The organism is Pseudomonas sp. URIL14HWK12:I12 (assembly GCF_003097135.1).
GTDB lineage: Bacteria > Pseudomonadota > Gammaproteobacteria > Pseudomonadales > Pseudomonadaceae > Aquipseudomonas.
In genome coordinates this window covers 251,186-272,010 of the sequence record NZ_QEQL01000005.1, presented here as the reverse complement: position 1 = coordinate 272,010, position 20,825 = coordinate 251,186, and the positions used below count along the sequence as shown (strand labels likewise).

20 protein-coding genes are annotated in these 20,825 nt (G+C 64.4%); 12 read left to right on the top strand and 8 right to left on the bottom strand.

Translation table 11 applies throughout. The annotated features are described in order from the left end of the window. Positions 1-247: 247 nt before the first annotated feature. Together F474_RS16470 and F474_RS16465 are read left to right on the top strand one after the other, a co-directional pair. Positions 248-1,354 (top strand): diguanylate cyclase, encoded by a 1,107-nt coding sequence (locus F474_RS16470; protein WP_097085784.1) that lies wholly within the window; start codon positions 248-250, stop codon positions 1,352-1,354. Beyond that, positions 1,347-2,273 (top strand): iron-sulfur-binding ferredoxin reductase, encoded by a 927-nt coding sequence (locus F474_RS16465; RefSeq protein WP_097085785.1) that lies wholly within the window; start codon positions 1,347-1,349, stop codon positions 2,271-2,273. The genes F474_RS16470 and F474_RS16465 overlap by 8 nt, the downstream gene beginning before the upstream one ends. A 16-nt stretch (positions 2,274-2,289) precedes the next feature. On the opposite strand, the gene F474_RS16460 is transcribed toward F474_RS16465, so the two are convergent. From F474_RS16460 to F474_RS16430, 7 genes are all read right to left on the bottom strand, one after another. After that, positions 2,290-3,114: an HDOD domain-containing protein gene (locus tag F474_RS16460; RefSeq protein WP_097085786.1), complete on the bottom strand. Its 825-nt coding sequence runs from the start codon at positions 3,112-3,114 to the stop codon at positions 2,290-2,292. An 80-nt stretch (positions 3,115-3,194) separates the two neighbouring features. Further along, positions 3,195-4,313, bottom strand: a complete 1,119-nt coding sequence (locus F474_RS16455) for a PotD/PotF family extracellular solute-binding protein (RefSeq protein ID WP_097085787.1) — start codon at positions 4,311-4,313, stop codon at positions 3,195-3,197. Between the two features lie 70 nt (positions 4,314-4,383). Beyond that, positions 4,384-5,139, bottom strand: coding sequence for an ABC transporter ATP-binding protein (locus F474_RS16450; RefSeq protein WP_097085788.1), 756 nt, complete (start codon positions 5,137-5,139; stop codon positions 4,384-4,386). 16 nt (positions 5,140-5,155) lie between these two features. Further along, positions 5,156-5,905 (bottom strand): ABC transporter permease, encoded by a 750-nt coding sequence (locus F474_RS16445; RefSeq protein ID WP_097085789.1) that lies wholly within the window; start codon positions 5,903-5,905, stop codon positions 5,156-5,158. Next, a complete protein-coding gene (locus F474_RS16440; RefSeq protein ID WP_371916155.1) occupies positions 5,902-6,822 on the bottom strand; it encodes an ABC transporter permease in 921 nt (306 codons plus the stop codon). The genes F474_RS16445 and F474_RS16440 overlap by 4 nt, the downstream gene beginning before the upstream one ends. Then, positions 6,704-7,822, bottom strand: coding sequence for an ABC transporter substrate-binding protein (locus F474_RS16435; RefSeq protein ID WP_097085791.1), 1,119 nt, complete (start codon positions 7,820-7,822; stop codon positions 6,704-6,706). Before F474_RS16435 ends, F474_RS16440 begins: the two co-directional genes overlap by 119 nt. Positions 7,823-7,849: 27 nt before the next feature. Then, on the bottom strand, positions 7,850-8,761 hold the full coding sequence (locus F474_RS16430; RefSeq protein WP_097085792.1) for a TauD/TfdA family dioxygenase: 912 nt from the start codon (positions 8,759-8,761) through the stop codon (positions 7,850-7,852). Between the two features lie 243 nt (positions 8,762-9,004). Here F474_RS16430 and F474_RS16425 point away from each other — a divergent pair, with 243 nt between their 5' ends. The 10 genes from F474_RS16425 to F474_RS16380 all read left to right on the top strand — a co-directional run bounded on the left by F474_RS16425 (position 9,005) and on the right by F474_RS16380 (position 19,970). After that, positions 9,005-10,840: a copper resistance system multicopper oxidase gene (locus F474_RS16425; RefSeq protein ID WP_097085793.1), complete on the top strand. Its 1,836-nt coding sequence runs from the start codon at positions 9,005-9,007 to the stop codon at positions 10,838-10,840. Beyond that, a complete protein-coding gene (locus tag F474_RS16420; RefSeq protein WP_371916156.1) occupies positions 10,833-11,606 on the top strand; it encodes a copper resistance protein B in 774 nt (257 codons plus the stop codon). Before F474_RS16425 ends, F474_RS16420 begins: the two co-directional genes overlap by 8 nt. 285 nt (positions 11,607-11,891) lie before the next feature. Further along, positions 11,892-13,067, top strand: a complete 1,176-nt coding sequence (locus F474_RS16415) for a methyl-accepting chemotaxis protein (RefSeq protein ID WP_097085795.1) — start codon at positions 11,892-11,894, stop codon at positions 13,065-13,067. A gap of 8 nt (positions 13,068-13,075) precedes the next feature. After that, positions 13,076-13,444 carry a response regulator gene (locus F474_RS16410; RefSeq protein ID WP_097085796.1) on the top strand — a complete coding sequence of 123 codons (369 nt, stop codon included), beginning with the start codon at positions 13,076-13,078 and terminating at the stop codon, positions 13,442-13,444. After that, the gene (locus tag F474_RS16405) at positions 13,441-13,740 is read left to right on the top strand and encodes a lipid asymmetry maintenance protein MlaB (RefSeq protein ID WP_097085797.1); all 300 of its coding nucleotides are present in this window, start codon (positions 13,441-13,443) and stop codon (positions 13,738-13,740) included. The genes F474_RS16410 and F474_RS16405 overlap by 4 nt, the downstream gene beginning before the upstream one ends. Before the next feature lie 21 nt (positions 13,741-13,761). Next, complete coding sequence (locus F474_RS16400; protein ID WP_097085798.1) at positions 13,762-15,909, top strand: chemotaxis protein CheA; 2,148 nt, start codon at positions 13,762-13,764, stop codon at positions 15,907-15,909. A gap of 26 nt (positions 15,910-15,935) precedes the next feature. After that, entirely contained in the window at positions 15,936-17,570 is a 1,635-nt protein-coding gene (locus F474_RS16395; protein WP_097085800.1) for a methyl-accepting chemotaxis protein, read from the top strand. 11 nt (positions 17,571-17,581) lie between these two features. Further along, a complete protein-coding gene (locus F474_RS16390; RefSeq protein WP_097085802.1) occupies positions 17,582-18,088 on the top strand; it encodes a chemotaxis protein CheW in 507 nt (168 codons plus the stop codon). Next, positions 18,085-18,891, top strand: a complete 807-nt coding sequence (locus F474_RS16385; RefSeq protein WP_097085804.1) for a protein-glutamate O-methyltransferase CheR — start codon at positions 18,085-18,087, stop codon at positions 18,889-18,891. Before F474_RS16390 ends, F474_RS16385 begins: the two co-directional genes overlap by 4 nt. 11 nt (positions 18,892-18,902) lie before the next feature. Then, positions 18,903-19,970 carry a chemotaxis response regulator protein-glutamate methylesterase gene (locus F474_RS16380; RefSeq protein ID WP_097085805.1) on the top strand — a complete coding sequence of 356 codons (1,068 nt, stop codon included), beginning with the start codon at positions 18,903-18,905 and terminating at the stop codon, positions 19,968-19,970. Between the two features lie 372 nt (positions 19,971-20,342). Here the strand turns inward: F474_RS16380 and F474_RS16375 are convergent, their stop codons facing one another. After that, entirely contained in the window at positions 20,343-20,801 is a 459-nt protein-coding gene (locus F474_RS16375) for a metallophosphoesterase family protein (protein WP_097085807.1), read from the bottom strand. Positions 20,802-20,825: the final 24 nt, after the last annotated feature.

Below are 20,825 nucleotides of genomic sequence, written 5' to 3'. Positions count from 1 at the left end.
AGCGCGAGGCCTTGGACGGCGCCCCGGCAGGGCGGGGGGCCGCATGCGAGGGCGCGGCAGTATAGCGCGCCGGTGCACGCCTGGCACCCGCAGCAATGGAGCATTGGCCAGGCGGTGCGGCCTGAGGTTCACGCAAGTAACTGAAGTAGGGATGGTTATTTTTGGGTAAGCACTCTAAAGTGGCAACTTGCCATATCCTGCGGTGCCGGCAAGGGATGGATCAACCTTGAGCACGGTGAGTCAACGAGTGACCGATAAGACCCTGCAAGCCCTCTTGCTCAAGCGCTTCGGCCTGGCAGCAGGCACTTATGTGCTGTTTCTGGCAGCTGCCTGGTGCGCCTGGTTTGCTGGCGACCTGGCGCTTTCGTTGCCGGCGGCGCTTTGCGGCACTGCTCTGGTCGTCGGCTGCCAGCTGGCACTGCTTGCGGTGTTCTCCAGCCAGCTGAACTGGCGCTTTTCCGACCCCAGCCTGACGCAGGCCCAGGTCGTTGCTGCCATCGTGTCGCTCACCGGGTTGCTGGCTTTTTTAGGCCAGACCCGTGGGCTGTTCATGATGCTCTACGTGGTACTGCTGCTGTTTGGGTTATTCCATTTACCCAGGCGAGTGTTCGTGCGCTGTGCAGTGCTCGAGTTTGCAGGTTTCAGCGCCATGAACCTGGCCCTTGCCTGGCATGAACGGCTGGACCGCCCCGGCGAGGCGTTGATCCAGACGCTTGTGCTGTCGCTGGCCCTGGTATGGATTTGCCTTTACGCCAGCTATGTACAGGCCTCTCGCCAGCGCATGCGCCAGCGGCGCTTTGCATTGCAGGCCCACCAAGACACCCTGCGCGGCATGATGCGCCAGCTCGAAGACCTGGTAGCCACCGATGAGTTGACCGGGCTGTTCAACCGCCGGCATTTCCTGCGCATGGCCTCCAGCGAGCTGGCGATCCTGCGCCCGGGCATGTGCCATGGCCTGGCGCTGATAGACCTGGACCACTTCAAACGTATCAACGACGTGCACGGGCATGCGGCGGGCGATCAGGTTTTGCAGGTGTTCGCTGAAGTGGCGCTGACCTGCCTGCGTGAGGGCGATGTGCTTGCGCGCTACGGGGGCGAGGAATTCGTGCTGATGTTGCCGGACTCCGACAGCGAGCGCCTGAGGCTGTGTTGCGAGCGCTTGCGACAGGCCTTCCAGAATGCTGCGCCTGTCGGTGGGCGTATCACACCTTTGAGCCTGTCGGCGGGCATGACATTGCTGGAGCCAGGCGATGACCTGGACGATGCCTTGCAACGTGCCGACAAGGCGCTTTACCAAGCCAAGCGCGAAGGGCGCAACCGCTGTTGCGCGGCCTGGGAAGTGGCCGATGCCTGAGCTGCGTGCGTTGGGCCGCACGGCACGGCCAGCCTCCGGCAGCAACTTGCTCGACGCCCTGCTGGCAATGGAGGTAGCGGTGCCCTGGAGCTGCCGTGCCGGCAATTGCCAGGCGTGCCTGGTGTGCTGCGAAGCCGGGGAACCTGCCGATGAGCAGCCAGACGCGTTGCCGGCCTCCCTGCGAGAACAGGGGTGGCGGCTGGCTTGCCAATGCCGCGTTGTCGACGACTTGCAGGTCAGGCCTTTCGACCCCGCGCATGACGCAACCCCTGCGCGCGTAATAGCCTTGCGATGGCTGGCAGGTGAGGTGCTGGTGCTGCGCCTGGCACCGGAGCGGCCCATTCGCTACAGGGCCGGGCAGCACGTGCAACTGTGGCTGGCCGGCGTCGCACGGCCTTACTCCTTCGCAAGCGTGGCACACACCGACCCTTGGCTGGAATTCCACATAGCCTGCCGCCACGGCGGCGCTTTCGCCAGGGCTGCGCGAGCGTTGCGCCTGGGCGATGCGATAGGCCTTGGCCAGGTCAGCGGCGGGGCGTTGCATTACGACCCGTCCTGGTCTGGAAGGCCCCTGTGGCTCCTGGCCGCTGGCACCGGCCTGGCCCCGTTATGGGCGGTGCTGCGTGAAGCCGTGGCTGCCGGGCATCAAGGGCCGATCCATGTGATGCATGTGGCACGCGAGCCCTACTGGCAGCCAGAGTGGCAAACGTTGCAGGCGCAGTGGCCTGCGCTCAGCGTCGAGTGCCTGGAAGCCTTGCCCACGGGGCTGCGCGCCGATCGGCGCACGATGGCCCTGGCCTGTGGCTCGCCACAACGGGTCGAAGCCTTCAGCCGGGCCTTGTTCATGGCCGGCGTGCCGCGCAGCCAAATTCTGGTTGAGCGGTTTCTGACGCGAGAAACCGGCTCGGCGGCAGAATGAGGGCCTAGCCCGCGTTTCAGCTGAGCAGTTCGGCGAACTGCTTGTCGGCTTCAAGTACCGGGGGCAGTGCCTGGAACAGCGCATCGAGGTCGACACCATCGAACAGCGGCGTGCGCAGTGACTCCTTGGCCTCCTCGCTCAAGCCACCGTAAGTTTCCAGCGCGTCCGATACCAGGATCGCCTGCGCCAGGATGCGCGGCTGTACTTCGTTGTTCGGTGCCTGCAGCGGCTTGGCCTGGTAGGCGATTGCGTTCTGAATGACCTTGGGCAGGTTCCAGCGGCGCGTCAGCTCTGCGCCCACTTCGGGGTAACCAAAACCCAGTTGCAGGCTTTCGCTGGCCACATGGCCTGCCGTGTTGCCGCGGTGCGCGGCATTGACGCGCTCGGCGACCTCGGGGGCGCCGATCTGGATCAGCAGCTCGCCGATGTTGTGCATCACCCCGCTGGTAAAGGCGATCTCGGCGTCGGCACCGCTCTTTTTCGCAAGAATCCGCGCCACGCTCGCCACCTCGAAGCTTTTGAGCCAGAAACCCTTGATGTCGAAGCTGGGGCCGGCCTTGAAGGCACCGGTGACCGCGCTGGCCAAGACCAAGGTGCGCAGGGTGTTGAAACCCAGGCGCGAAGCGGCGTCTTCGATGCTGGTCGATTCACGGGCGCCGCGAAAGCGCGCCGAGTTGGCCAAACGCAGGATCTTGGCGGAAATCACCGGGTCTTTTTCGATGTTGCGCGCTACGGCATCAAGGCTGGAGGTTGGGTTGTCGAACTGCAGGATCAGATCCTGGGCGACCTTGGGGATGCTGGGCAGGGTGTGGATTTGCGCAAACAGGGTTTCGATTTCCATGGGCGGCACCTTATGTCGACGGTTCCCACAACCATAGGCGATTTTCACCTGATGCAACGGCAAAAACGCCCAGGCGCGCTTCAGGCCCGAAAGCGCGCCATGATCTCAGCGCGCAGCGGGCTGGTGAGGGTGGCCGCAGCACCGTACTCCAGCCGCGACAGCACCTGGGCGGCGGGGTAGAGCACCGGGTCTTGCAGCATGTCCGCAGGCAGCAGCGCGTCTACCCGCTTGTCACCGCTGGGAAAACCATGGGCCATGACCTCACGCACGTTTTGCGCGGGCGTCAGCAGATAGTCGATCAGTGCGTAAGCGGCGTCCTTGCGGGTGCTGGCGCGGTTGATGGCAAAGAAATCTGTCCATACTTCACCGCCTTCCTCACCCAGAACATAGGTGAAAGCGGAGTTGTCTGCGCGCAGCAGGCGGGCGTCGCCTGTCCAGGCCATGGATAGCCAGGCATCGCCGCTTTGCATCATCGGCTGGATATCGGAGGTCACCGCCAACACGTGCGGGCGGGCCTGCATCATCAAGGCTTCGGCCTTTTCCAGCTCCTGTGGCACCAGCGAGTTGAAACTGAAGCCACAGGCCTTGAGGGCATTGCCGATGGCGGTGAGCTGGTAGTCGTGCACCAGGGTTCGGCGGTCGGCGCGGGTGCGCGCCATGTGCCAGAACTCGCGCCAACTGGCCGGCCCTTGGCGCAATTTGTCAGCGTTGTAGAGCATGCCGGTGGTGCCCCAGTTCTTCGGCAGCCCGTAAGGCACCTTGGCGACTTTGCCTTGAGTAATCATTCGCCCGTCGTAGGCATCGGGGTCGAAGGCTTGCACGCGCGACAGGTCCAGGGGCTCGATCAGGCGCTGGCCGGCGTAACTGGGGATGACGTAGTTGGTACTCACCAGTACATCGATGCCAAGGCTGTTGTCGCGCAGCTTGCCGAGCATTTCTTCGTTGGAGCCGGAAACGTCCACCGTCACCCGGACACCCGTGGCCTGCTGGAAGTGGTCAAGGTTTTCCTGGCTGTGGTAATGCGGCCAAGTTGCCAGCACCACCCGATCGCCCAGGTCAGGCCGGGCCATCACGGGGCGCGCCTGCGCCGCCAGGGTCGCCATCGCCAGGCCCAGGCCGGTGCGCCCGAGAAAGGTACGGCGGCTGATCGAGCCGCGTTGGAAGCTGCGGAGCAATTTGAGGAAGAAATGAGCGTCCATGGTGCCGCCGCAGCGATGATATGGCGTAATGGAAGCACAGCCGCTTGCGGTTGTCAGCAGCGCGCACGGCTTAGTGTGTGAAGTCTGCGAGCACGTTCTCACGAAGCCGCACCAAGCGCTGGTCGCTGCGCTGGCGGGGGCGCGGCAGGCCCACCTCGACCACCCGCTTGATCCGCCCCGGCCCAGGCTGCATCACCACCACCCGGTCGCCCAGGTACACCGCTTCTTCGACATCGTGGGTCACCAGCACCATGGTGATTTTCTCCTGCGCCCAGATACGCTGCAGCTCGTCCTGCAGGCGGGCACGGGTCAAGGCGTCCAGCGCGCCGAATGGCTCATCGAGGAGCAACACCCCGGGGCGATTGACCAACCCCCGTGCGATCGCGACACGCTGGGCCATGCCCCCGGAAATCTGGTGCGGGTAGGCTTGGGCGAAGCGCTCCAACCCCACCAGCGCCAGGTGCTCACTGACCGCCTCTCGCTTGGCCGCGGTGGGCAGGGGGCTGTTCTTCAGGCCGACGGCGATGTTCTCCCGCACGTTCAACCAGGGGAACAGCCGGTGGTCCTGGAACACGATGCCACGCTCCAGGCCGGTACCGCTGACCGGCTCGCCTCCCAGCAGGATGCGCCCTTCGTAGGCGGTCTCCAGCCCCAGGATCATGCGCAGCAGGGTGGATTTACCGCAGCCGCTGGCACCGACGATGCTGATGAACTCCCCCGGCGCAATGGCCAGGGCGATGTCGTCGAGCACCTGCAGCTCGGCGCCTTGGTTGTTCAGAAAACGTTTGCTCAGGTGCTCAAGCACCAGGCTGTTGTGCGCGCCCATCCAGATTGCCCCTTGTTCAAAGATTGCCGTAAAGCCTGCGCAGCCGCTGCTCGGCGAGCCGCGCCAAGCCGTTCAGGGCCCAGCCCACCAGGCCGATCACCAGCATGCCGAACAGCACCTGGTCCATGCGAAAGTGCTCGCTGCCGTCGATCAATGTGTTGCCGATGCCTTCGCCTGAAACGAGCAGGTATTCCGCACCGATGGTTGCCAGCCACGCGTAGATCAACGCGAGGTACAGGCCGGTGAACAGCGAGGGCAGCGCGGCGGGCAGGCGTACCAGCCAGAGTGTTTGCCAGCGGCTGTAGCCGTATACCTTGGCCACCTCCAGCAGCGTCGCGGGCACCTTGCGCAGGCCGTCGCGGGTGTTGACCGCCACCGGCACCAGCGCGGCCAGCGACAAGAACACCACCTTGGCCACGTCGCCCAGCCCGAACCACACCGAGATCAGCGGGATCCAGGCGAACAGCGACACCTGCTTGAAGGCATTGAAGCTACCGCCTAACAGCCGCTCGCCCAAATGCGACAGCCCCAGCAGCGCACCCAGTAGCAGCCCAAGGCTGGCACCGATGGCAAACCCCGCCAGGTCCCGGGCCAGGCTGGCCCCCAGGGCCGTCCACAGGTGCCCGCTGGTCACATAGGTTTCGGCGGTGTTCCACACCTGGTCGGGGGCCACCAGCATCTTCGAATCGCTCATGCCCATGCTGGCCGTGCCCCACCAGGCTGCCACCGCCACCAGTGGCAGCACTGCACCACGGTAATCCCTCATGTCGGCCTCCAGAGGCTAAGGCGCCTTTCGGCGACCTCGAACAGGCGGTCGATGGCATAGCCCAATGCCCCCACCACCACGACCGCCGCCATCACCAGGTCGAGCTGAAACAGTTGGCGGCCATAGACGATCAGGTAGCCCAACCCTTCGCTGGAGGCCACCAGCTCCACCACCACCAGCGACAGCCAAGCCTTGGTAAAGCCCAGGCGTAGGGCCGTGAACAGGGTGGGCACCGCAGCCGGCGCGATGATCTGGCTGATCGCTTGCCAGCGGCCGAAGCCGTACACCCGGCCCACTTCCAGCAATTGGCGTGGGGCCTGCTCGAAGGCCTGCAAGGTGCCCAGGGTGATCGGTACCAGTGCGGCCAGGGCGATCAACGCGTACTTGAGCGGCTCGCCGATGCCGAATAGCAACAAGGCAAAAGGCAGCCAGCCCAACACCGGGATCTGCACGAGGGCATTGAAGGTGGGCAGCAGGTAGGCGCGTGCGCTGGGCAACAGCCCCATCAGCCCGCCCAGCCCCAGCCCCAACCCGGCACCCACGGCAAAGCCTGCGAACACCCGCAGCAGGCTGGCGCGGGTGTTGAGCCAAAGGTCGCCACTGCTGGCCAGATCCTTGAGGGTGTCCCACACATAGGCGGGCGGGGGCAGCACTTGCTGTGAAACCCAACCCTGTTGCGCACCCACTCCCCAGACGACGAACAGCACCAGAGGCAGCAACCACGGCAGCAGCGGATCTGCCAGCCGCCAGGCAGCGGACGGCCAGTCGGCCGTGCCCCTGGCGGCCCAGTGGGCGCTGTCAGCCCGGTTCATGCTGCACCTCCTGCGCATGGGCTTGCGCCGTACTGGCGGCAGGCGTCTTGCCGTCGGCGCCGTAGGCGCTCCATTGGTTCTGCAAACCCTTGGCCTTGAGTGCATTGTCCAGGTACTGGGTATCGAACCAGCCGTCTACGCTGACCGGGCGGCGGATCAGCTTCTGTTGGTAGGCTTGGTCGGCAACGGCCTGGTAGCGTTTTTTGACAAACTCATCTATCAACGGCGAGAGCCGAAGGCTTGCCGTATCCCCCGGGAATTCCGCCTCCCACGACGCCACCGGCGTACCGCTCTTGGCGAACTCATCGAACAACGCTTGGCGGTTGGCCGGGTCGGTGGCCCACCGCGCGGCGTCGACGAGCGTGTCGACCACCTTCTGGGTCTGCACCGGGTGCGCCTTGGCGTAGTCGGAGCGCACGAGCAGTGTCGTCTGGCGGGTGAGCAGCGGGTCTTGCGCCGGGTCGATGTCGATCAGGTCGACAATGCCCTGATCGCGCAGCTTGAATAGCTCGTAGCCGCCGAACGCTGCATCCACGCCTTTGGAGGCCAGCGCGGCTTGTGAGCTGCCGGTATCGAGGTTGACCACCTTGAGGTCGCGCTCGGTCAGGTTGGCGGTGCCTAGCACCCGGATGGCCAGCAGGTGCAAGTTGGTGCCCCGAAAGATCGCCACCTGCTTGCCTTTGAGGTCCGACAGGCTGTGGATGCCTGAACCTTTCGGCACGGCCAGGTAGATCGGCGCTCGGGTGCCCAGGGCGGCAAGCAGGCGAGTGTCCAGGCCATTGGCGCGGGCCACGACCTGCGGCAGGTCGCCTTCATAGGCGAAGTCGATCTGTTGGTTCGACAGCGCCTCGTTCACCGCAGGGCCTGCACCCTTGAAGAAAAACCACTGCACTTCGGTACCGCTGCCGGCGAAGGCTTTTTCCAGCAATTGCTGATTGCGTAGAACGCTGGCACTGGAGCCACCGAAGGTGACCGGCTCACCGCCGCCGGCACTGGCCACGCCAATGCGCAGCACGTCAGCCTGGGCTGCGCCCAAGGCCAGCCAGCCTGCGACAGCGCTGGCCCCCGCCAGGTGCGCGATTCGTTTCACTTTGTCCTTGGTCATGGGTGTTTCCTTTATAGCGCCCTGGGCTCAGGCGGCCAGGTGCGCCTTGTCGGCTTCGCTGCGCGGCGAGAGGGTCTGGGTGGTGGGCTTGATCGCCTGGCTGGGCTGGCCGTCGATCCCGCGCAGGATCTCGCCATCGATCGTGGTGCGGCGCACGATGCGCTCGGCGGTGCCGTAATCGTTCACGGCAATGTGCTGGGTGGCGCGGTTGTCCCAGATCGCCACATCGCCCTCCTGCCAGCGCCAGCGCACGGTGTTGTTCACGTCGGTGATGCGGTCGTGGAACAGCCGGAACAACTGCTTGGAGTCGTTCGGCGAAACGCCCACGAAGTGCTTGACGAAGTGGCCCAGCACCAGCGCGCGCTCGCCGGTTTCCGGGTGCACATGTACCAGCGGGTGCTCGGTTTCATATTCCAGCGCGGTGAATTCTTCCCGGTAGCGTTTGAGGGCAGCCTCGGCCGCATGGCGGGGCGCTGCGTAGTCGTAGAGGTTGCTGTGCACGGCGCGCAGGCTGTCGGCCAGTTGCCGCAAGGCGGCGGGCAAGTCTTCGTAGGCAGTGACGGTGTTGGCCCAGACGGTGTCGCCGCCGTAGGGCGGAATGACCACGCCGCGCAGGATGGAAATCTTCGGCGGGTTCGCCACGAAGGTCACATCGGTGTGCCACGAGTTGGCGCGGCTTTCCTTGGCATCGAGGTTGAGCAGCGCAGTGCTGTTGTGGGCCGAACGCACGGTGGGGTGGGGCACCTGCTCGCCGAACAGGCGTGAGAAGCGCTCCTGCTGTTCATCGGTCAGGTGCTGGCCGCGAAAAAAGAGCACCTTGTGCTGCAGCAATGCCTGGTGAATCTGCTCGAAGGTGTGCTTTGGCAAGTCGCCGGAGAGTTGAACGTTGTCGATTTGCGCGCCGATGCGGCCGGCGACGGGGTGGATGCTCAAGGCCATGGGTCGAACTCCTTATCTGGGCGTGGGAAGACAAGGCCGAGCCTACGGCTAATAGCTGGAAGATATGAAATGCCTATTTCTTATAAGTTATTGACCTCCACGGTTCTATTTTTAGAACCGAGGGTGGCCATATGCTTATGCCGTTCGGCGCAACCTTACGGTTTCGTAATGTTCACATCAGGTAACTGACAGTTCCGCTCCGGCACGCTGGCAGGCATTCTCCAGTCTCTCGGGCACCGCCTCATGCACACGCGAAGAACCTTCATTCAGACGCTGGCCGCCGGCACGGCACTGGCCGGCACCGGGCTCTGGCAGCAACCGGTGTGGGCCGCGCCGGTGAGCACCGGGCAAGCCCTTGCCGGTGCGGATTTCGACCTCTACATCGGCGAACAAACGGTGAACATCACCGGTACGCCGCGCACTGCGCAAACCATCAACGGCAGCCTGCCTGGCCCGCTGCTGCGCTGGCGGGAGGGCGATACCGTCAGCCTGCGCGTGCGCAATCGCTTGAAGGAAACCACCTCGGTTCACTGGCACGGCATTGTGCTGCCCGCCGACATGGACGGCGTGCCGGGCCTGAGCCGCTTCAAGGGCATCGCCCCAGGCGAGTATTACGACTATCGCTTTACTCTGCGCCAGAATGGCACCTACTGGTATCACAGCCACTCCGGGTTTCAGGAGCAGCGTGGTGTCTATGGGCCGCTGATCATCGACCCGGCAACCCCTGCGCCTTATCACTTCGATCGCGAGCATGTGCTGATGCTCAGCGACTGGACCGACCAGAACCCCGAACGTGTCTTCGCCCGCCTCAAAGAGCAGCCGGAGTACTACCAGCAGCAACGCACGTTGGTGGACTTCATTCACGATGTGGCCGAGCAGGGTTTCACTGCAGCGGTGAAAGACCGCGCCATGTGGGCGCGCATGCGTATGTCGCCCACCGATATCGCCGACGTCAGCGGCCAGGCCTATACCTACCTGGTCAACGGGCACGGCCCGCAGGCCAACTGGACCGGCCTGTTCAAGCCCGGCGAGACGGTGCTGCTGCGGCTGATCAACGGCTCGGCGATGAGCTATTTCGACCTGCGCATTCCGGGGCTCAAGCTCAGGGTGGTGGCCGCCGACGGGCAGTACGTTCAGCCTGTGGACGTCGATGAAGTTCGCCTTGCGGTAGCCGAAACGCTCGATGTGCTGGTAGAGCCTGGCGATGCCGCCGCCTACACCGTTTTCGCCCAGGCCATGGACCGCAGCGGTTATGCCCGCGCCACATTGGCGCAACGTGCAGGCGCGCAGGCGCAGATTCCGGCACTGGACCCGCAGCCGCTGCTGACCATGGCGGACATGGGCATGAATCACAGCCAAATGCAGGGCATGGATCACAGCCAAATGCAGGGCATGGATCACAGCCAAATGCAGGGCATGGACCACGGCCAGATGCAGGGCATGGATCACGGCCGGATGCAGGGCATGGATCACGGCCAGATGCAGGGCATGGACCAAGGCCAGATGCAGAGCATGGATCACAGCCAGATGCCCGCGGCAAACCCGCTCGCCCAGCCGGTCAGGCACCCGGCGAGCGAAACCGACAACCCGCTGGTGGATATGCAGGCTCAGAACCCCATGCCCAAGCTTGACGACCCGGGCATCGGCCTGCGCGGCAATGGCCGCAGCGTGCTCACCTACGCCGACCTGCGCAGCGCGTTCCCCGACCCCGACGGCCGCGAGCCGAGCCGAACGCTGGAGCTGCACCTGACCGGCCACATGGGCCGCTTTGCCTGGTCTTTCGACGGGGTGAAGTTCGCCGACGCTGCACCCATCGTGCTCAAGCACGGGGAGCGGGTCAGAATCGTGCTGGTAAACGACACCATGATGGCCCACCCCATCCACCTGCACGGCATGTGGAGCGACCTGGAAGATGAACAAGGGCGCTTCATGGTGCGCAAGCACACCCTGGACATCCCGCCCGGTACACGCCGCAGTTACCGCGTGACCGCCGATGCCCTGGGCCGCTGGGCCTATCACTGCCACATGCTCTATCACATGGAAGCGGGCATGTTCCGCGAGGTGCGCGTCGATGCGTAATCTGTTGCTACTCCCGCTGTTGGCTGCCAGCCCTATGGCACTTGCCGACGACATGGCCAGCATGAACAAGGGCGCTGTAAGCACGGACGCCGTAAGCACGGACGCCGCAAGCATGGACACCATGGGCATGCACGATCGTGACCTGCACAGCTATTTCTCCTTCGACCGCCTTGAGTACCAGAAGGCCGATGCCGGTACGGCCCTGGCCTGGGATTTCGAAGGTTGGGTGGGCGGTGATGTGAACCGCCTGTGGCTGCGTTCCGAAGGCGAGCGCACCAACGGCCGCACGGAAGAGGCAGAGCTGCAAGCCCTCTATGGCCGTGCCATCAACCCCTGGTGGGACGTGGTGGCCGGTGTGCGCCAGGACTTCAAGCCTGCCAGCCCGCAAACCTGGGCAGCGTTCGGGGTCCAGGGCGAGCCATTGAGCGACCTGGACACCCAGGCCACGTTTTATCTGGGTGAAAACAGCCAGAGCGCACTGCGCCTAGAGGGCGAGTACGACCTGCCCATCACCCAGAAGCTCATCCTGCAGCCGCGCGTTGAGGCAAATCTATACAGCCGTAACGACCCACTGCGCCAAGTAGGGGCGGGGCTGTCGAACGTCGAGACTGGGTTGCGCCTGCGCTACGAGTTCATCCCGGAGTTTGCGCCCTACGTGGGTGTGAACTGGAACAAGCAATTTGGGCGCACTGCTGATTATGTTCGCCAAGAGGGTGATGACGTCGAAGAAGCGCGGCTGGTGGTGGGTGTGAAGATGTGGTGGTAAGGCGGCGCTAAGCAGCGGTAGCCCCTAAATGGCTATTGGTCAAACTTGTACAAAGCGCCGTTTCGCTCTCACCGTTTCGTTTGCCGGGCAACCCTGCGGCGCATAACGGTTGTGGCGCCAAGCCCGATTTTTGCCCGGCCTTTACCTGTCGCTTGGCTTGTACAGGGCTTGCATAATGGGATCCACTTGGCCGACGAACGGTACTTCAATTGATTAATGTAATAGCCCTCATGGGGGATAACCAAGGTACCTGCCCGGCTTGCGGGCGATGTCACCGAGGTTGTCATGGAACATGCGGGCTTTGGGTTTTCACCTAGGAAAAGGGCGGCATGGTGTGCCGCTGCCGGCCTTGTGGGGCTGGCCTCGGTGGCGTTGCCCCTGACTTTTCAACCCCTCTTGCCGTTGTATCAAGCGGCGCTGGTGGCCGTGCCCTACGCCGGGTTGCTGGCCCTGATCTGGCGCCACACCTCGCGCGGCGCTGAACCGCAAACCCACACTGCCCAAGCGGCGGCCGAGCCTACCGTGGTGACCCCAGATGCTGACCGTTTGCTCGTGCAGACGCTGCCGGTCTGGCAACGCCAGCTCGATACCTCCCGGGAACAGACCGAAACCGCTGTTGGGTCGCTGACCCAGCGTTTCGTCGACATTGCCGCGCGCCTTGACCACACCGTAGACGCCTCGCGCCAGGCCGCGGGCCAGATGGGCCAGGGCGGCGCGGCTGATGGCCTGGCCGACAGCCAGCGTTCGCTCAACCAAGTGGTCGACAGCCTGCGCGTCAGCCAGCAGAGCCGCGACCAGATGCTTGCCGCCGTACGCAACCTGACCGACTACACCGGTGAGCTGCGGCACATGGCGGCGGAAGTGGCGGCCATTGCGGCACAGACCAACCTGCTGGCGCTCAACGCCGCCATCGAGGCGGCGCGCGCCGGCGAGGCCGGGCGCGGCTTCGCGGTGGTAGCCGATGCGGTGCGCTCCCTGTCGAGCGAATCCAGCGAGACCGGCCAGAAGATGTCGGCCAAGGTCGATGTGATCAACAGCGCCATCCAGCGCCTGGTGGAAGTGGCCGGCGACAGCAATGACAAGAGCAACGACAGCGTGATGCAGGCCGAAACAGCCATTGCCGATGTGCTGGGCAATTTCTCCCAGATCACCGGGCAACTGCAGGGGGCCTCGCAGCTGCTGCAGGACGAAAGCGCCGGCATCGGCCATGAGATCTCGGACGTGCTGGTAGCGCTGCAATTCCAGGATCGGGTGAGCCAGATCCTCAGCCAGGTCAACCTGCGCATGGCCGACCTGCATCAGCGGCTGGAGCACAGCCAGGCCAACGGTGAGCCGTTACAGCTGGACGTTGCCGGCTGGCTTGCCGAAACCGAACGTACCTATGCGATGCAAGAGCAGCGCAACAACCATCACGGCCAGGCCACCCGCGCGCCCGCCGACAGTTCGATCACTTTTTTCTAGGAGTAAAAATGGCCAAGTCCATATTGGTGGTGGATGACTCCGCAAGCATCCGCCAGGTTGTCGGCATTGCCCTGAAAAGCCAAGGCTATGACGTGCTCGAAGCTTGTGATGGCAAAGACGCACTCGGCAAATTGAACGGGCAGAAGATCCATCTGGTGATCAGCGACGTGAACATGCCGAACATGGACGGCATCACCTTCGTCAAGGAGCTGAAAAAGCTGCCGGCCTACAAATTCACGCCGGTGATCATGCTCACCACCGAATCCCAGGAAAGCCGCAAGCAGGAAGGCCAGGCCGCCGGTGCACGGGCCTGGGTGGTCAAGCCATTCCAGCCAGCCCAGATGATGGCGGCGGTCGCCAAGCTGATCGCACCATGATTGCCTTCGAACGGGTGGGTGAGCGGCTGCAGGCAGCGGTGCATACCGAGCTGACCATCTATCAGGTGGCCGAGCTTCACAGTGCCGCCAGCCCGTGGCTGGCCCAGCCGTGTGATTGGGCGTTGGACCTGGACGAGGTGCCTGAGATTGACGGCGCCGGCCTGCAATGGCTGCTGCACCTGTATCACCAACTGCGCGCCAGCGGCCACGCACTCAGTGTGACCCAGGCAAGCGCCTGTGTGGCCGAAGCCATGCGCCTGTGCCCAACGGCGCTGGCGAGCCCGGCTTGCCCTTAACCCATTCACGGAGCGGCCAGCATGCCCCTGAATCTCGACGCAGCCCTGCAGACGTTCATCGCTGAAGCGCGTGAACTGCTGCAGGAAATGGAACAAGCGCTGCTGCACCTGGAAGGCGAGCCGGGTGACGGCCAGGCCATGGACGCGGTGTTTCGCGCCGCCCATACCATCAAGGGCTCGGCAGGGCTGTTCGGCCTGGATGCACTGGTGGGTTTCGCCCATGTGGTCGAAGACCTGCTCGATCGCCTGCGGGGCGGGAGCCTGGCGGTGAACCGTGAGCGCATCGCGCTGATGCTGGCCTGTAACGACCACCTCGGCACGCTGCTGGAGCAGGTTGCCGTGCGCCGTGCAGCGCCTACCGAAGCCATGCAAGCGATCGAAGCCGAACTGCGCCAGCGGCTGTTGGCAGCGGGCGCCGGCACGGGCGCGGGCACGGGCGCGGGCACGGCTGGTACCGCCTCAACCGTTGAAGCAGGGCCTAGCGGCTCACCCGCCCAGCGCCTCTGGCATGTGTCTGCACGCTTTGGGCAGGACACATTCCGCCATGGCATGGACCCGCTGTCATTCCTGCGCTATCTCGATTCGCTCGGCGAACGCCAAGCGGTATTGATCGACGACCATGCCATCGCCCATGCGCCGGACTTCGACCCCGAGACCTGCCTGCTGGGCTTCCACTTGCGCCTGCGCGCCGACTGCGAGGCGTCGGTGCTGCGTGATGCGTTCGCTTTCGTCGAGGAAGAGTCGGACATCGCGATCTTCGACCTGACCGACCCGGCCAACACCTTCTCCCAGTGGCTGGCGCAGTGGCCGGCCGAGCGTGCGCAGTGGTTGAACGATGGCCTGGGTGAGGTGGCTGCGCAACACACACCGCCCGCGCCCGAGGCCCCAGCAGCTCAGCTGCAGGAACCTGCCCCCGGAGTAGCGGCGGCCACACCCGCGCCCGCCGCTGCGCCTGCCGCCGCTATCAGCGATGGGCGGCAAGCCTGGGTGCGCGTGCGCGCCGACAAACTCGAAACCCTGATCAACCTTGCAGGGGAGCTGGTAACCGCCGGTGCCGGTGCCCGCCTGCTGGCCGAGCAAAGCGCTGACGAGTCGTTGATCGAAGCCAGCACCGCGATCACCAACCTGGTCGAGGCGGTGCTCGAAAGCACCTTGGCCATGCGCATGGTGCCGATTGGCGAAACCTTCAACCGTTTCCACCGCACCGTGCGCGATGTGAGCCAGGCCCTGGGCAAGGACATCGAGCTGGTGGTCAGCGGCGGCGATACCGAGCTGGACAAGGCGTTGGTCGAGCAGTTGAGCGACCCGCTGATGCACCTGCTGCGCAATGCCATGGACCATGGCATCGAGCCGCCGGAGCAGCGCCTGGCTGCCGGCAAGCCCTCCCGCGGCCGCTTGCAGCTCAACGCCTTCCACGATGCGGGCAATATCGTGGTCGAGCTCAGCGACGATGGCGCCGGGCTCAACCGCGAAAGGATTCTGGCCAAGGCCCGTGAAAGGGGCCTGGTTGGCGCTGTGGAGCCTGCTGACCGCGAGCTGCTGGCGTTGATCTTCGAGCCGGGCTTTTCCACCGCCGCTGCGGTGACCAATCTTTCCGGCCGTGGCGTGGGCATGGATGTGGTCAAGCGCAACATCACCGGCCTGCGCGGGCACATCGAATTGCTCAGCCCGCCCGGCCAGGGCACCACCGTACGCATTCGCCTGCCGCTGACGCTGGCCATGATCGACGGGCTGTTGGTCGAGGCCGCCGGCAGCAGCTACGTACTGCCGTTGGGGATGGTCCGCGAATGCATGGAGATCCGCCCCGAGCAGCGCCAACAGGTGCGCGCCAAGGGCCATGTCGACCTTCGGGGCGAGGTGCTGCCGGTGGTGTTCCTGCGTGATCACTTCGGCCTGCAAGGCGCCACGCCCAAGCGCGAGAACATCGTGGTCATCCAGGCTCAGGGCATCAAGGCCGGGCTGGTGGTCGACAACTTGCTGGGTGAGTACCAAACCGTAATCAAACCCCTTGGCCAGATGTTCAGTGGCGTCAAGGGCATCAGTGGCTCCAGCGTGCTGGGCAGCGGTGTTGTCGCGCTGATCCTCGATGCGCCAGCGCTGCTCAAGGACCTGATCGAACGCGGCAGCACGCTGGCGCATTCACCTTCTCTCTATTCTCTCTCCGCCTGACGAGCGCGTTCGTCCCGAGGTGCATCATGCAATGGTTCTACAACCTGAAAATTTCCGCCAAGCTGCTGATAGCCTTTCTGTTGATCCTGGCCCTGTCCGTGGTTCTGGGCGTGTTCGCGATCTTCCAGCTCAGTGCACTCAATAGCGTTTCCGAAAAGATCACCGGTGATTCCGTGCCGTCGATCCGCGCCGCTGCCAGCATGCGCTACAACCTGACCCAGTACCGTACCCGTGAAGCCCGGCACATCCTTGCCGACAGCGATGCGGAAATGGACGAGCTGAACCTGAACCTCAACGAGTCGCGCGCCAATGTGGATGCGAACATCGACAACTACAAGCCGCTGATCTCCAGCGACGAAGAACGCCAGCTGTACGACACGTTCGTGGCCGACTACCGCACCTACCTGAAGGTCAGCGAGAAGGTGCTGAGCCTTTCTCGCCAGAACGACAAGACCGCCGCCAAGACGGTGTTGGCAGTAGAGTCCAAGCCAGTGTTCGAGCGCGCTTCGGCGACCCTCGGCAAGCTGGTTGCCCTGAACGACCGTAACGCCCAAGCCGCCAGCGACGAGGCTGCGACCACTTATGGCCGTGCCCGCCTTTCGATTTCGGCGGTGCTGGCCGGCGCCCTGGCCCTGGGCCTGTTCCTGACCTGGTTCGTGTCGCGGATCATTTCCCGGCCGCTGCGCCATGCGATGGACGTTGCCACCCGCCTGGCCGAGGGCGACCTGAGCGTGAGCGTGCAAGTCACCGGCCAGGATGAAACCGGCCGCCTGCTGACGGCCATGCAGAACATGGTCGGCCAGTTGGGCCGCATCATCGGTGAAGTGCGCCATGCCGCCGACAACCTGGCCAGTGCTTCGGAAGAAGTCAGCGCTACGGCGCAGTCGATGAGCCAGGCCACCAGCGAACAGGCCGCCAGCGTCGAGCAGACCAGCGCGTCGATCGAAGAGATGACCGCCAGCATCAACCAGAACACCGACAACGCCAAGGTCACCGATGGCATGGCCAGCAAGGCCGCCCGTGAAGCGGTGGAAGGTGGGCAGTCGGTGCAGGCAACCGTCGAGGCGATGAAGAAGATCGCCCAGCGCATCGGCATCATCGACGACATCGCCTACCAGACCAACCTGCTGGCGCTCAACGCTGCCATCGAAGCCGCCCGTGCCGGCGAGCACGGCAAAGGCTTCGCCGTGGTAGCGGCCGAAGTACGCAAGCTGGCCGAGCGCAGCCAGGTGGCCGCTCAGGAAATCGGTGAGCTCTCCACCGGCAGCGTGCAACTGGCCGAGCGTGCCGGCGCGTTGCTGACCGAGATCGTGCCTTCGATCAGCAAGACCAGCGACCTGGTACAAGAAATCAGCGCTGCATCCGAGGAGCAGTCCGCTGGCGTCGGGCAGATCAACATGGCCATGGTGCAGCTCAATCAGGTGACCCAGCAGAACGCCTCCAGCAGCGAAGAGCTTGCGGCCACCGCTGAAGAAATGAGCAGCCAGGCCGAGCAACTGCAACGGGCCATGAGCTTCTTCAAAGTCGATGGCGAGCAGCTTGCCAGCGCAGCGCGCCCGGTGAGCCGCACGCCACGTGCAGCGACCCCGGCCACTGCTCGCCCGGCGTGGCGCTCGGCGCCTGCAGCTGAACTCAGCGAAGCTGAATTCACCCACTTTTGAGGCCTGCCCGCATGACTGAGCACAACGTGAACGGCGCCTCGGACGCCCAGCACCTGACCTTCGCCGTAGCGGGGGAAACCTATGCCCTGGCGATCGAAGGCATCAAGGAGATCATCGAGCTCAGCCCGTTGACGGTAGTGCCGATGATGCCCGCCTACCTGCGCGGGGTCATCAACCTGCGTGGGGCGGTGGTGCCGGTCATCGACCTTGCCGCACGCTTCGGCCAGCCGCCGTCGCAAGTGGGCCGGCGCAGCTGCGTGGTGATCCTGGAACTGACCAGCGAGCAGGGTGAGCGACAGGTATTCGGCCTGTTGGTCGATGCAGTTTGCGCAGTGCTCGACATCGCTGGTGAGCAGATGGAGCCAGCGCCGGCCTTCGGTGCGCCGATCCGCACGGATTTCATTGCCGGCATGGCGCGGCTGGCGGAGCGTTTCGTGGTGGTACTCAATGCCCACAACGTGCTGGCCGCCCATGAGCTTGCGCAGCTTGGGCAAGTGGGCAGCGAGGCGGCGGCGTGAACAGCAACGGCCTGACCGATGCGGTGTTCGCGCAGTTCCAGCAGTGGATCTACCAGCGCGCCGGCATCCATATGGCGCCGAGCAAGCGCGCCCTGGTGGCTGGCCGGCTTGCCGGGCGGCTGCGCCATCATGGGCTGGGTGACTACGCCCAGTACTTTGCCATGGTCAGCGCTGGCAACGGCCAGCTCGAAGCCCAGGTGGCACTGGACCTGTTGACCACCAACGAAACCTATTTTTTCCGCGAGCCCAAGCATTTCGACTGGCTGCGCCAGCAATTGCCAAATCTGCAACGGCCGGGGCGAACCTTGCGGGTGTGGAGCGCGGCCTGTTCGTCGGGCGAGGAGCCTTACAGCCTGGCGATGCTGCTGGCCGACTGCCTGGGCGACAAGCCGTGGGAAATTCTCGGCACCGACATCAGCACCCGAGTGCTGGAGAAGGCCGCCCGCGGCCATTACCCGATGGAGCGGGCGCGCAACCTCAGCCACGAACACCTGAGCCGCTATTGCCTCAAGGGCACGGGCAAGCAGGCCGGTACGCTGCTGGTAGACAAGCACCTGCGCGAGCGCGTGCAGTTCATGCAGGTCAACCTTAACGAGCGCCTGCCCAGGATGGCCGAATTCGACGTGATTCTGCTGCGCAACGTGCTGATCTATTTCGACCCGCCGACCAAGCAACGGGTGGTCGAGCGGCTGGTGCCGTTCTTGCGCAGCGGCGGGGTGTTTCTGGTCAGCCACTCGGAAAGCCTTAATGGCGTTACCGACGCGCTGACGCTGGTATCGCCTTCCATCTACCGCAAACCGTGAGCCCCGTTCCCATGCCTATTTCGGTCCTGATCATCGATGACTCGGCTGTGGTGCGCCAAGTGCTGCAGGCGATTCTTGAAAGCACCAGCGACATGAAGGTGATCGGGGTCGCCAGCGACCCCCTGTTCGCCATGGAGAAAATGGCCAAGCAATGGCCAGATGTAATCGTGCTTGATGTCGAGATGCCGCGCATGGACGGGGTGACCTTCCTGCGAAAGCTGATGGCCGAGCGGCCAACACCGGTGGTGATCTGTTCGACCTTGGCCGAGCGTGGCAGTGAAACCGCCGTGCAAGCATTGGCGGCAGGCGCTGCCGACATCATCGCCAAGCCCAAGGTGGGCCTACGCGACTTCCTGCAAAGTTCGGCCGCAGACCTGATCACGGCCATCCGTACGGCCGCCCGCGCCAACCTGCGCGCACTCAAGCCCCGCCCTACCGTGCCGGCAGCCACGGTACCCAAGCACAACGCCGACGCCATCTTGCCGGCCGGGCAGGCGATGGCCATGGCCCGGACCACCGAGCGCCTGGTGGCACTGGGCACCTCCACGGGAGGCACTCAAGCCCTGGAACGGGTGCTGACCGCGTTGCCGCGGGTGTGCCCGGCGATTCTGGTGGTGCAACACATGCCTGAGAAATTCACTGCTGCCTTCGCCCAGCGCCTGGACAGCCTCTGTGCGGTTCAAGTGCGCGAAGCGCAGGATAATGATCGGGTGCTGCCCGGCCAGGTGCTGATCGCGCCGGGCGGCCGGCACATGATGCTGGCCCGCAGCGGCGCCCAGTATCACGTGCGCGTCGTCGATGGCCCGGCGGTGAACCGCCACAAGCCTTCGGTAGACGTGCTGTTTCGCTCCATGGCCCGCTATGCAGGGGCTAATGCCACCGGCGTGCTGATGACCGGCATGGGCGACGACGGCGCCCGTGGTTTGAAGGAAATGCTCGACGCTGGCGCGGATACTTTTGCCCAGGACGAGGCGTCTTGCGTGGTGTTCGGGATGCCCCGCGAGGCAATCAAGCTGGGTGCGGCGCGGCATATCGTCGGGCTGGACGGCATCGCCGAGGTGATCACCCGCGCCGGTTGAGAAAGGCGGGCTGCCGCTTGGCGCATTCTTACCGAGAGGCCTCTGTAACGGTGCCCCCCCCGCCAGAACCCCTGCCGGTTCGACACGGGCATTTGCCCTAAGGCCCCTATCGGCGCACTATTGCAGGGTCGATTTGGCTGGAAGCCACTGTCATGCCCCTGTCCGATCCTATCAAACGTGCGACCCTGCTGGCCGAGCAGGCTGCAAGTGCGCCCGGCGACGGCGAGTTGAAACTGCAGGCGCTTGCGGCCGTAGGCACTGCCTTGGATCAGCTGATTGAGCGAACGGAGCTGCAGGCGATCAGCATCTTCAGCACTGTTCGGCTTCAACCTCTGCCTGTTTTGGCCCCGGTGCCTGATAGCCTCAACCAGGTCAGTCAAGCAGAGCTGACAAGCTTGCCCGAGGTGCAGGCTGATCCAGCCACAGATGAGCCACCGTTACCGGCAATTTGAAGCGGCGCGGCCCCGCGCTGCCGGGGTTCAGGTAAAGCCGCTCGCCCTGCCACCGGATCACGGGTTTGTGTGAATGCCCGGTGATTACCACCCGCGTATCGGGCTGCAGTGCCCGTTCGGCATCCGCAATGTCATGCACCATCAGAAGCCGCAAGCCATTGAATTCACGGTCTATCATCGCGTTCAGCCCTTGGGCCCATTCTGCGCGCTCATCGTTGTTGCCTTTCACGGCCAAGACGGGTGCGATAGCCGCGAGCTGTTCCAGTATCTGCGCCGAACCGATGTCGCCAGCGTGAAGGATCCAGTCACTGCCCTGAAGTGCGCTGATGGCCTCGGGGCGCAACAGGCCGTGGGTATCTGAGATAACGCCAATCTTCATAATAAAGGGCACGCCTCCTGAAGA

Coding starts and splice junctions, on each gene's coding strand:
- F474_RS16465 (WP_097085785.1), top strand. CDS start 1,347: ATGCCTGAGCTGCGTGCGTTGGGCCGCACGGCACGGCCAGCCTCCGGC.
- F474_RS16460 (WP_097085786.1), bottom strand. CDS start 3,114: ATGGAAATCGAAACCCTGTTTGCGCAAATCCACACCCTGCCCAGCATC.
- F474_RS16455 (WP_097085787.1), bottom strand. CDS start 4,313: ATGGACGCTCATTTCTTCCTCAAATTGCTCCGCAGCTTCCAACGCGGC.
- F474_RS16450 (WP_097085788.1), bottom strand. CDS start 5,139: ATGGGCGCGCACAACAGCCTGGTGCTTGAGCACCTGAGCAAACGTTTT.
- F474_RS16445 (WP_097085789.1), bottom strand. CDS start 5,905: ATGAGGGATTACCGTGGTGCAGTGCTGCCACTGGTGGCGGTGGCAGCC.
- F474_RS16440 (WP_371916155.1), bottom strand. CDS start 6,822: ATGCACTCAAGGCCAAGGGTTTGCAGAACCAATGGAGCGCCTACGGCG.
- F474_RS16435 (WP_097085791.1), bottom strand. CDS start 7,822: ATGACCAAGGACAAAGTGAAACGAATCGCGCACCTGGCGGGGGCCAGC.
- F474_RS16430 (WP_097085792.1), bottom strand. CDS start 8,761: ATGGCCTTGAGCATCCACCCCGTCGCCGGCCGCATCGGCGCGCAAATC.
- F474_RS16425 (WP_097085793.1), top strand. CDS start 9,005: ATGCACACGCGAAGAACCTTCATTCAGACGCTGGCCGCCGGCACGGCA.
- F474_RS16420 (WP_371916156.1), top strand. CDS start 10,833: ATGCGTAATCTGTTGCTACTCCCGCTGTTGGCTGCCAGCCCTATGGCA.
- F474_RS16415 (WP_097085795.1), top strand. CDS start 11,892: ATGGAACATGCGGGCTTTGGGTTTTCACCTAGGAAAAGGGCGGCATGG.
- F474_RS16410 (WP_097085796.1), top strand. CDS start 13,076: ATGGCCAAGTCCATATTGGTGGTGGATGACTCCGCAAGCATCCGCCAG.
- F474_RS16405 (WP_097085797.1), top strand. CDS start 13,441: ATGATTGCCTTCGAACGGGTGGGTGAGCGGCTGCAGGCAGCGGTGCAT.
- F474_RS16400 (WP_097085798.1), top strand. CDS start 13,762: ATGCCCCTGAATCTCGACGCAGCCCTGCAGACGTTCATCGCTGAAGCG.
- F474_RS16395 (WP_097085800.1), top strand. CDS start 15,936: ATGCAATGGTTCTACAACCTGAAAATTTCCGCCAAGCTGCTGATAGCC.
- F474_RS16390 (WP_097085802.1), top strand. CDS start 17,582: ATGACTGAGCACAACGTGAACGGCGCCTCGGACGCCCAGCACCTGACC.
- F474_RS16380 (WP_097085805.1), top strand. CDS start 18,903: ATGCCTATTTCGGTCCTGATCATCGATGACTCGGCTGTGGTGCGCCAA.
- F474_RS16375 (WP_097085807.1), bottom strand. CDS start 20,801: ATGAAGATTGGCGTTATCTCAGATACCCACGGCCTGTTGCGCCCCGAG.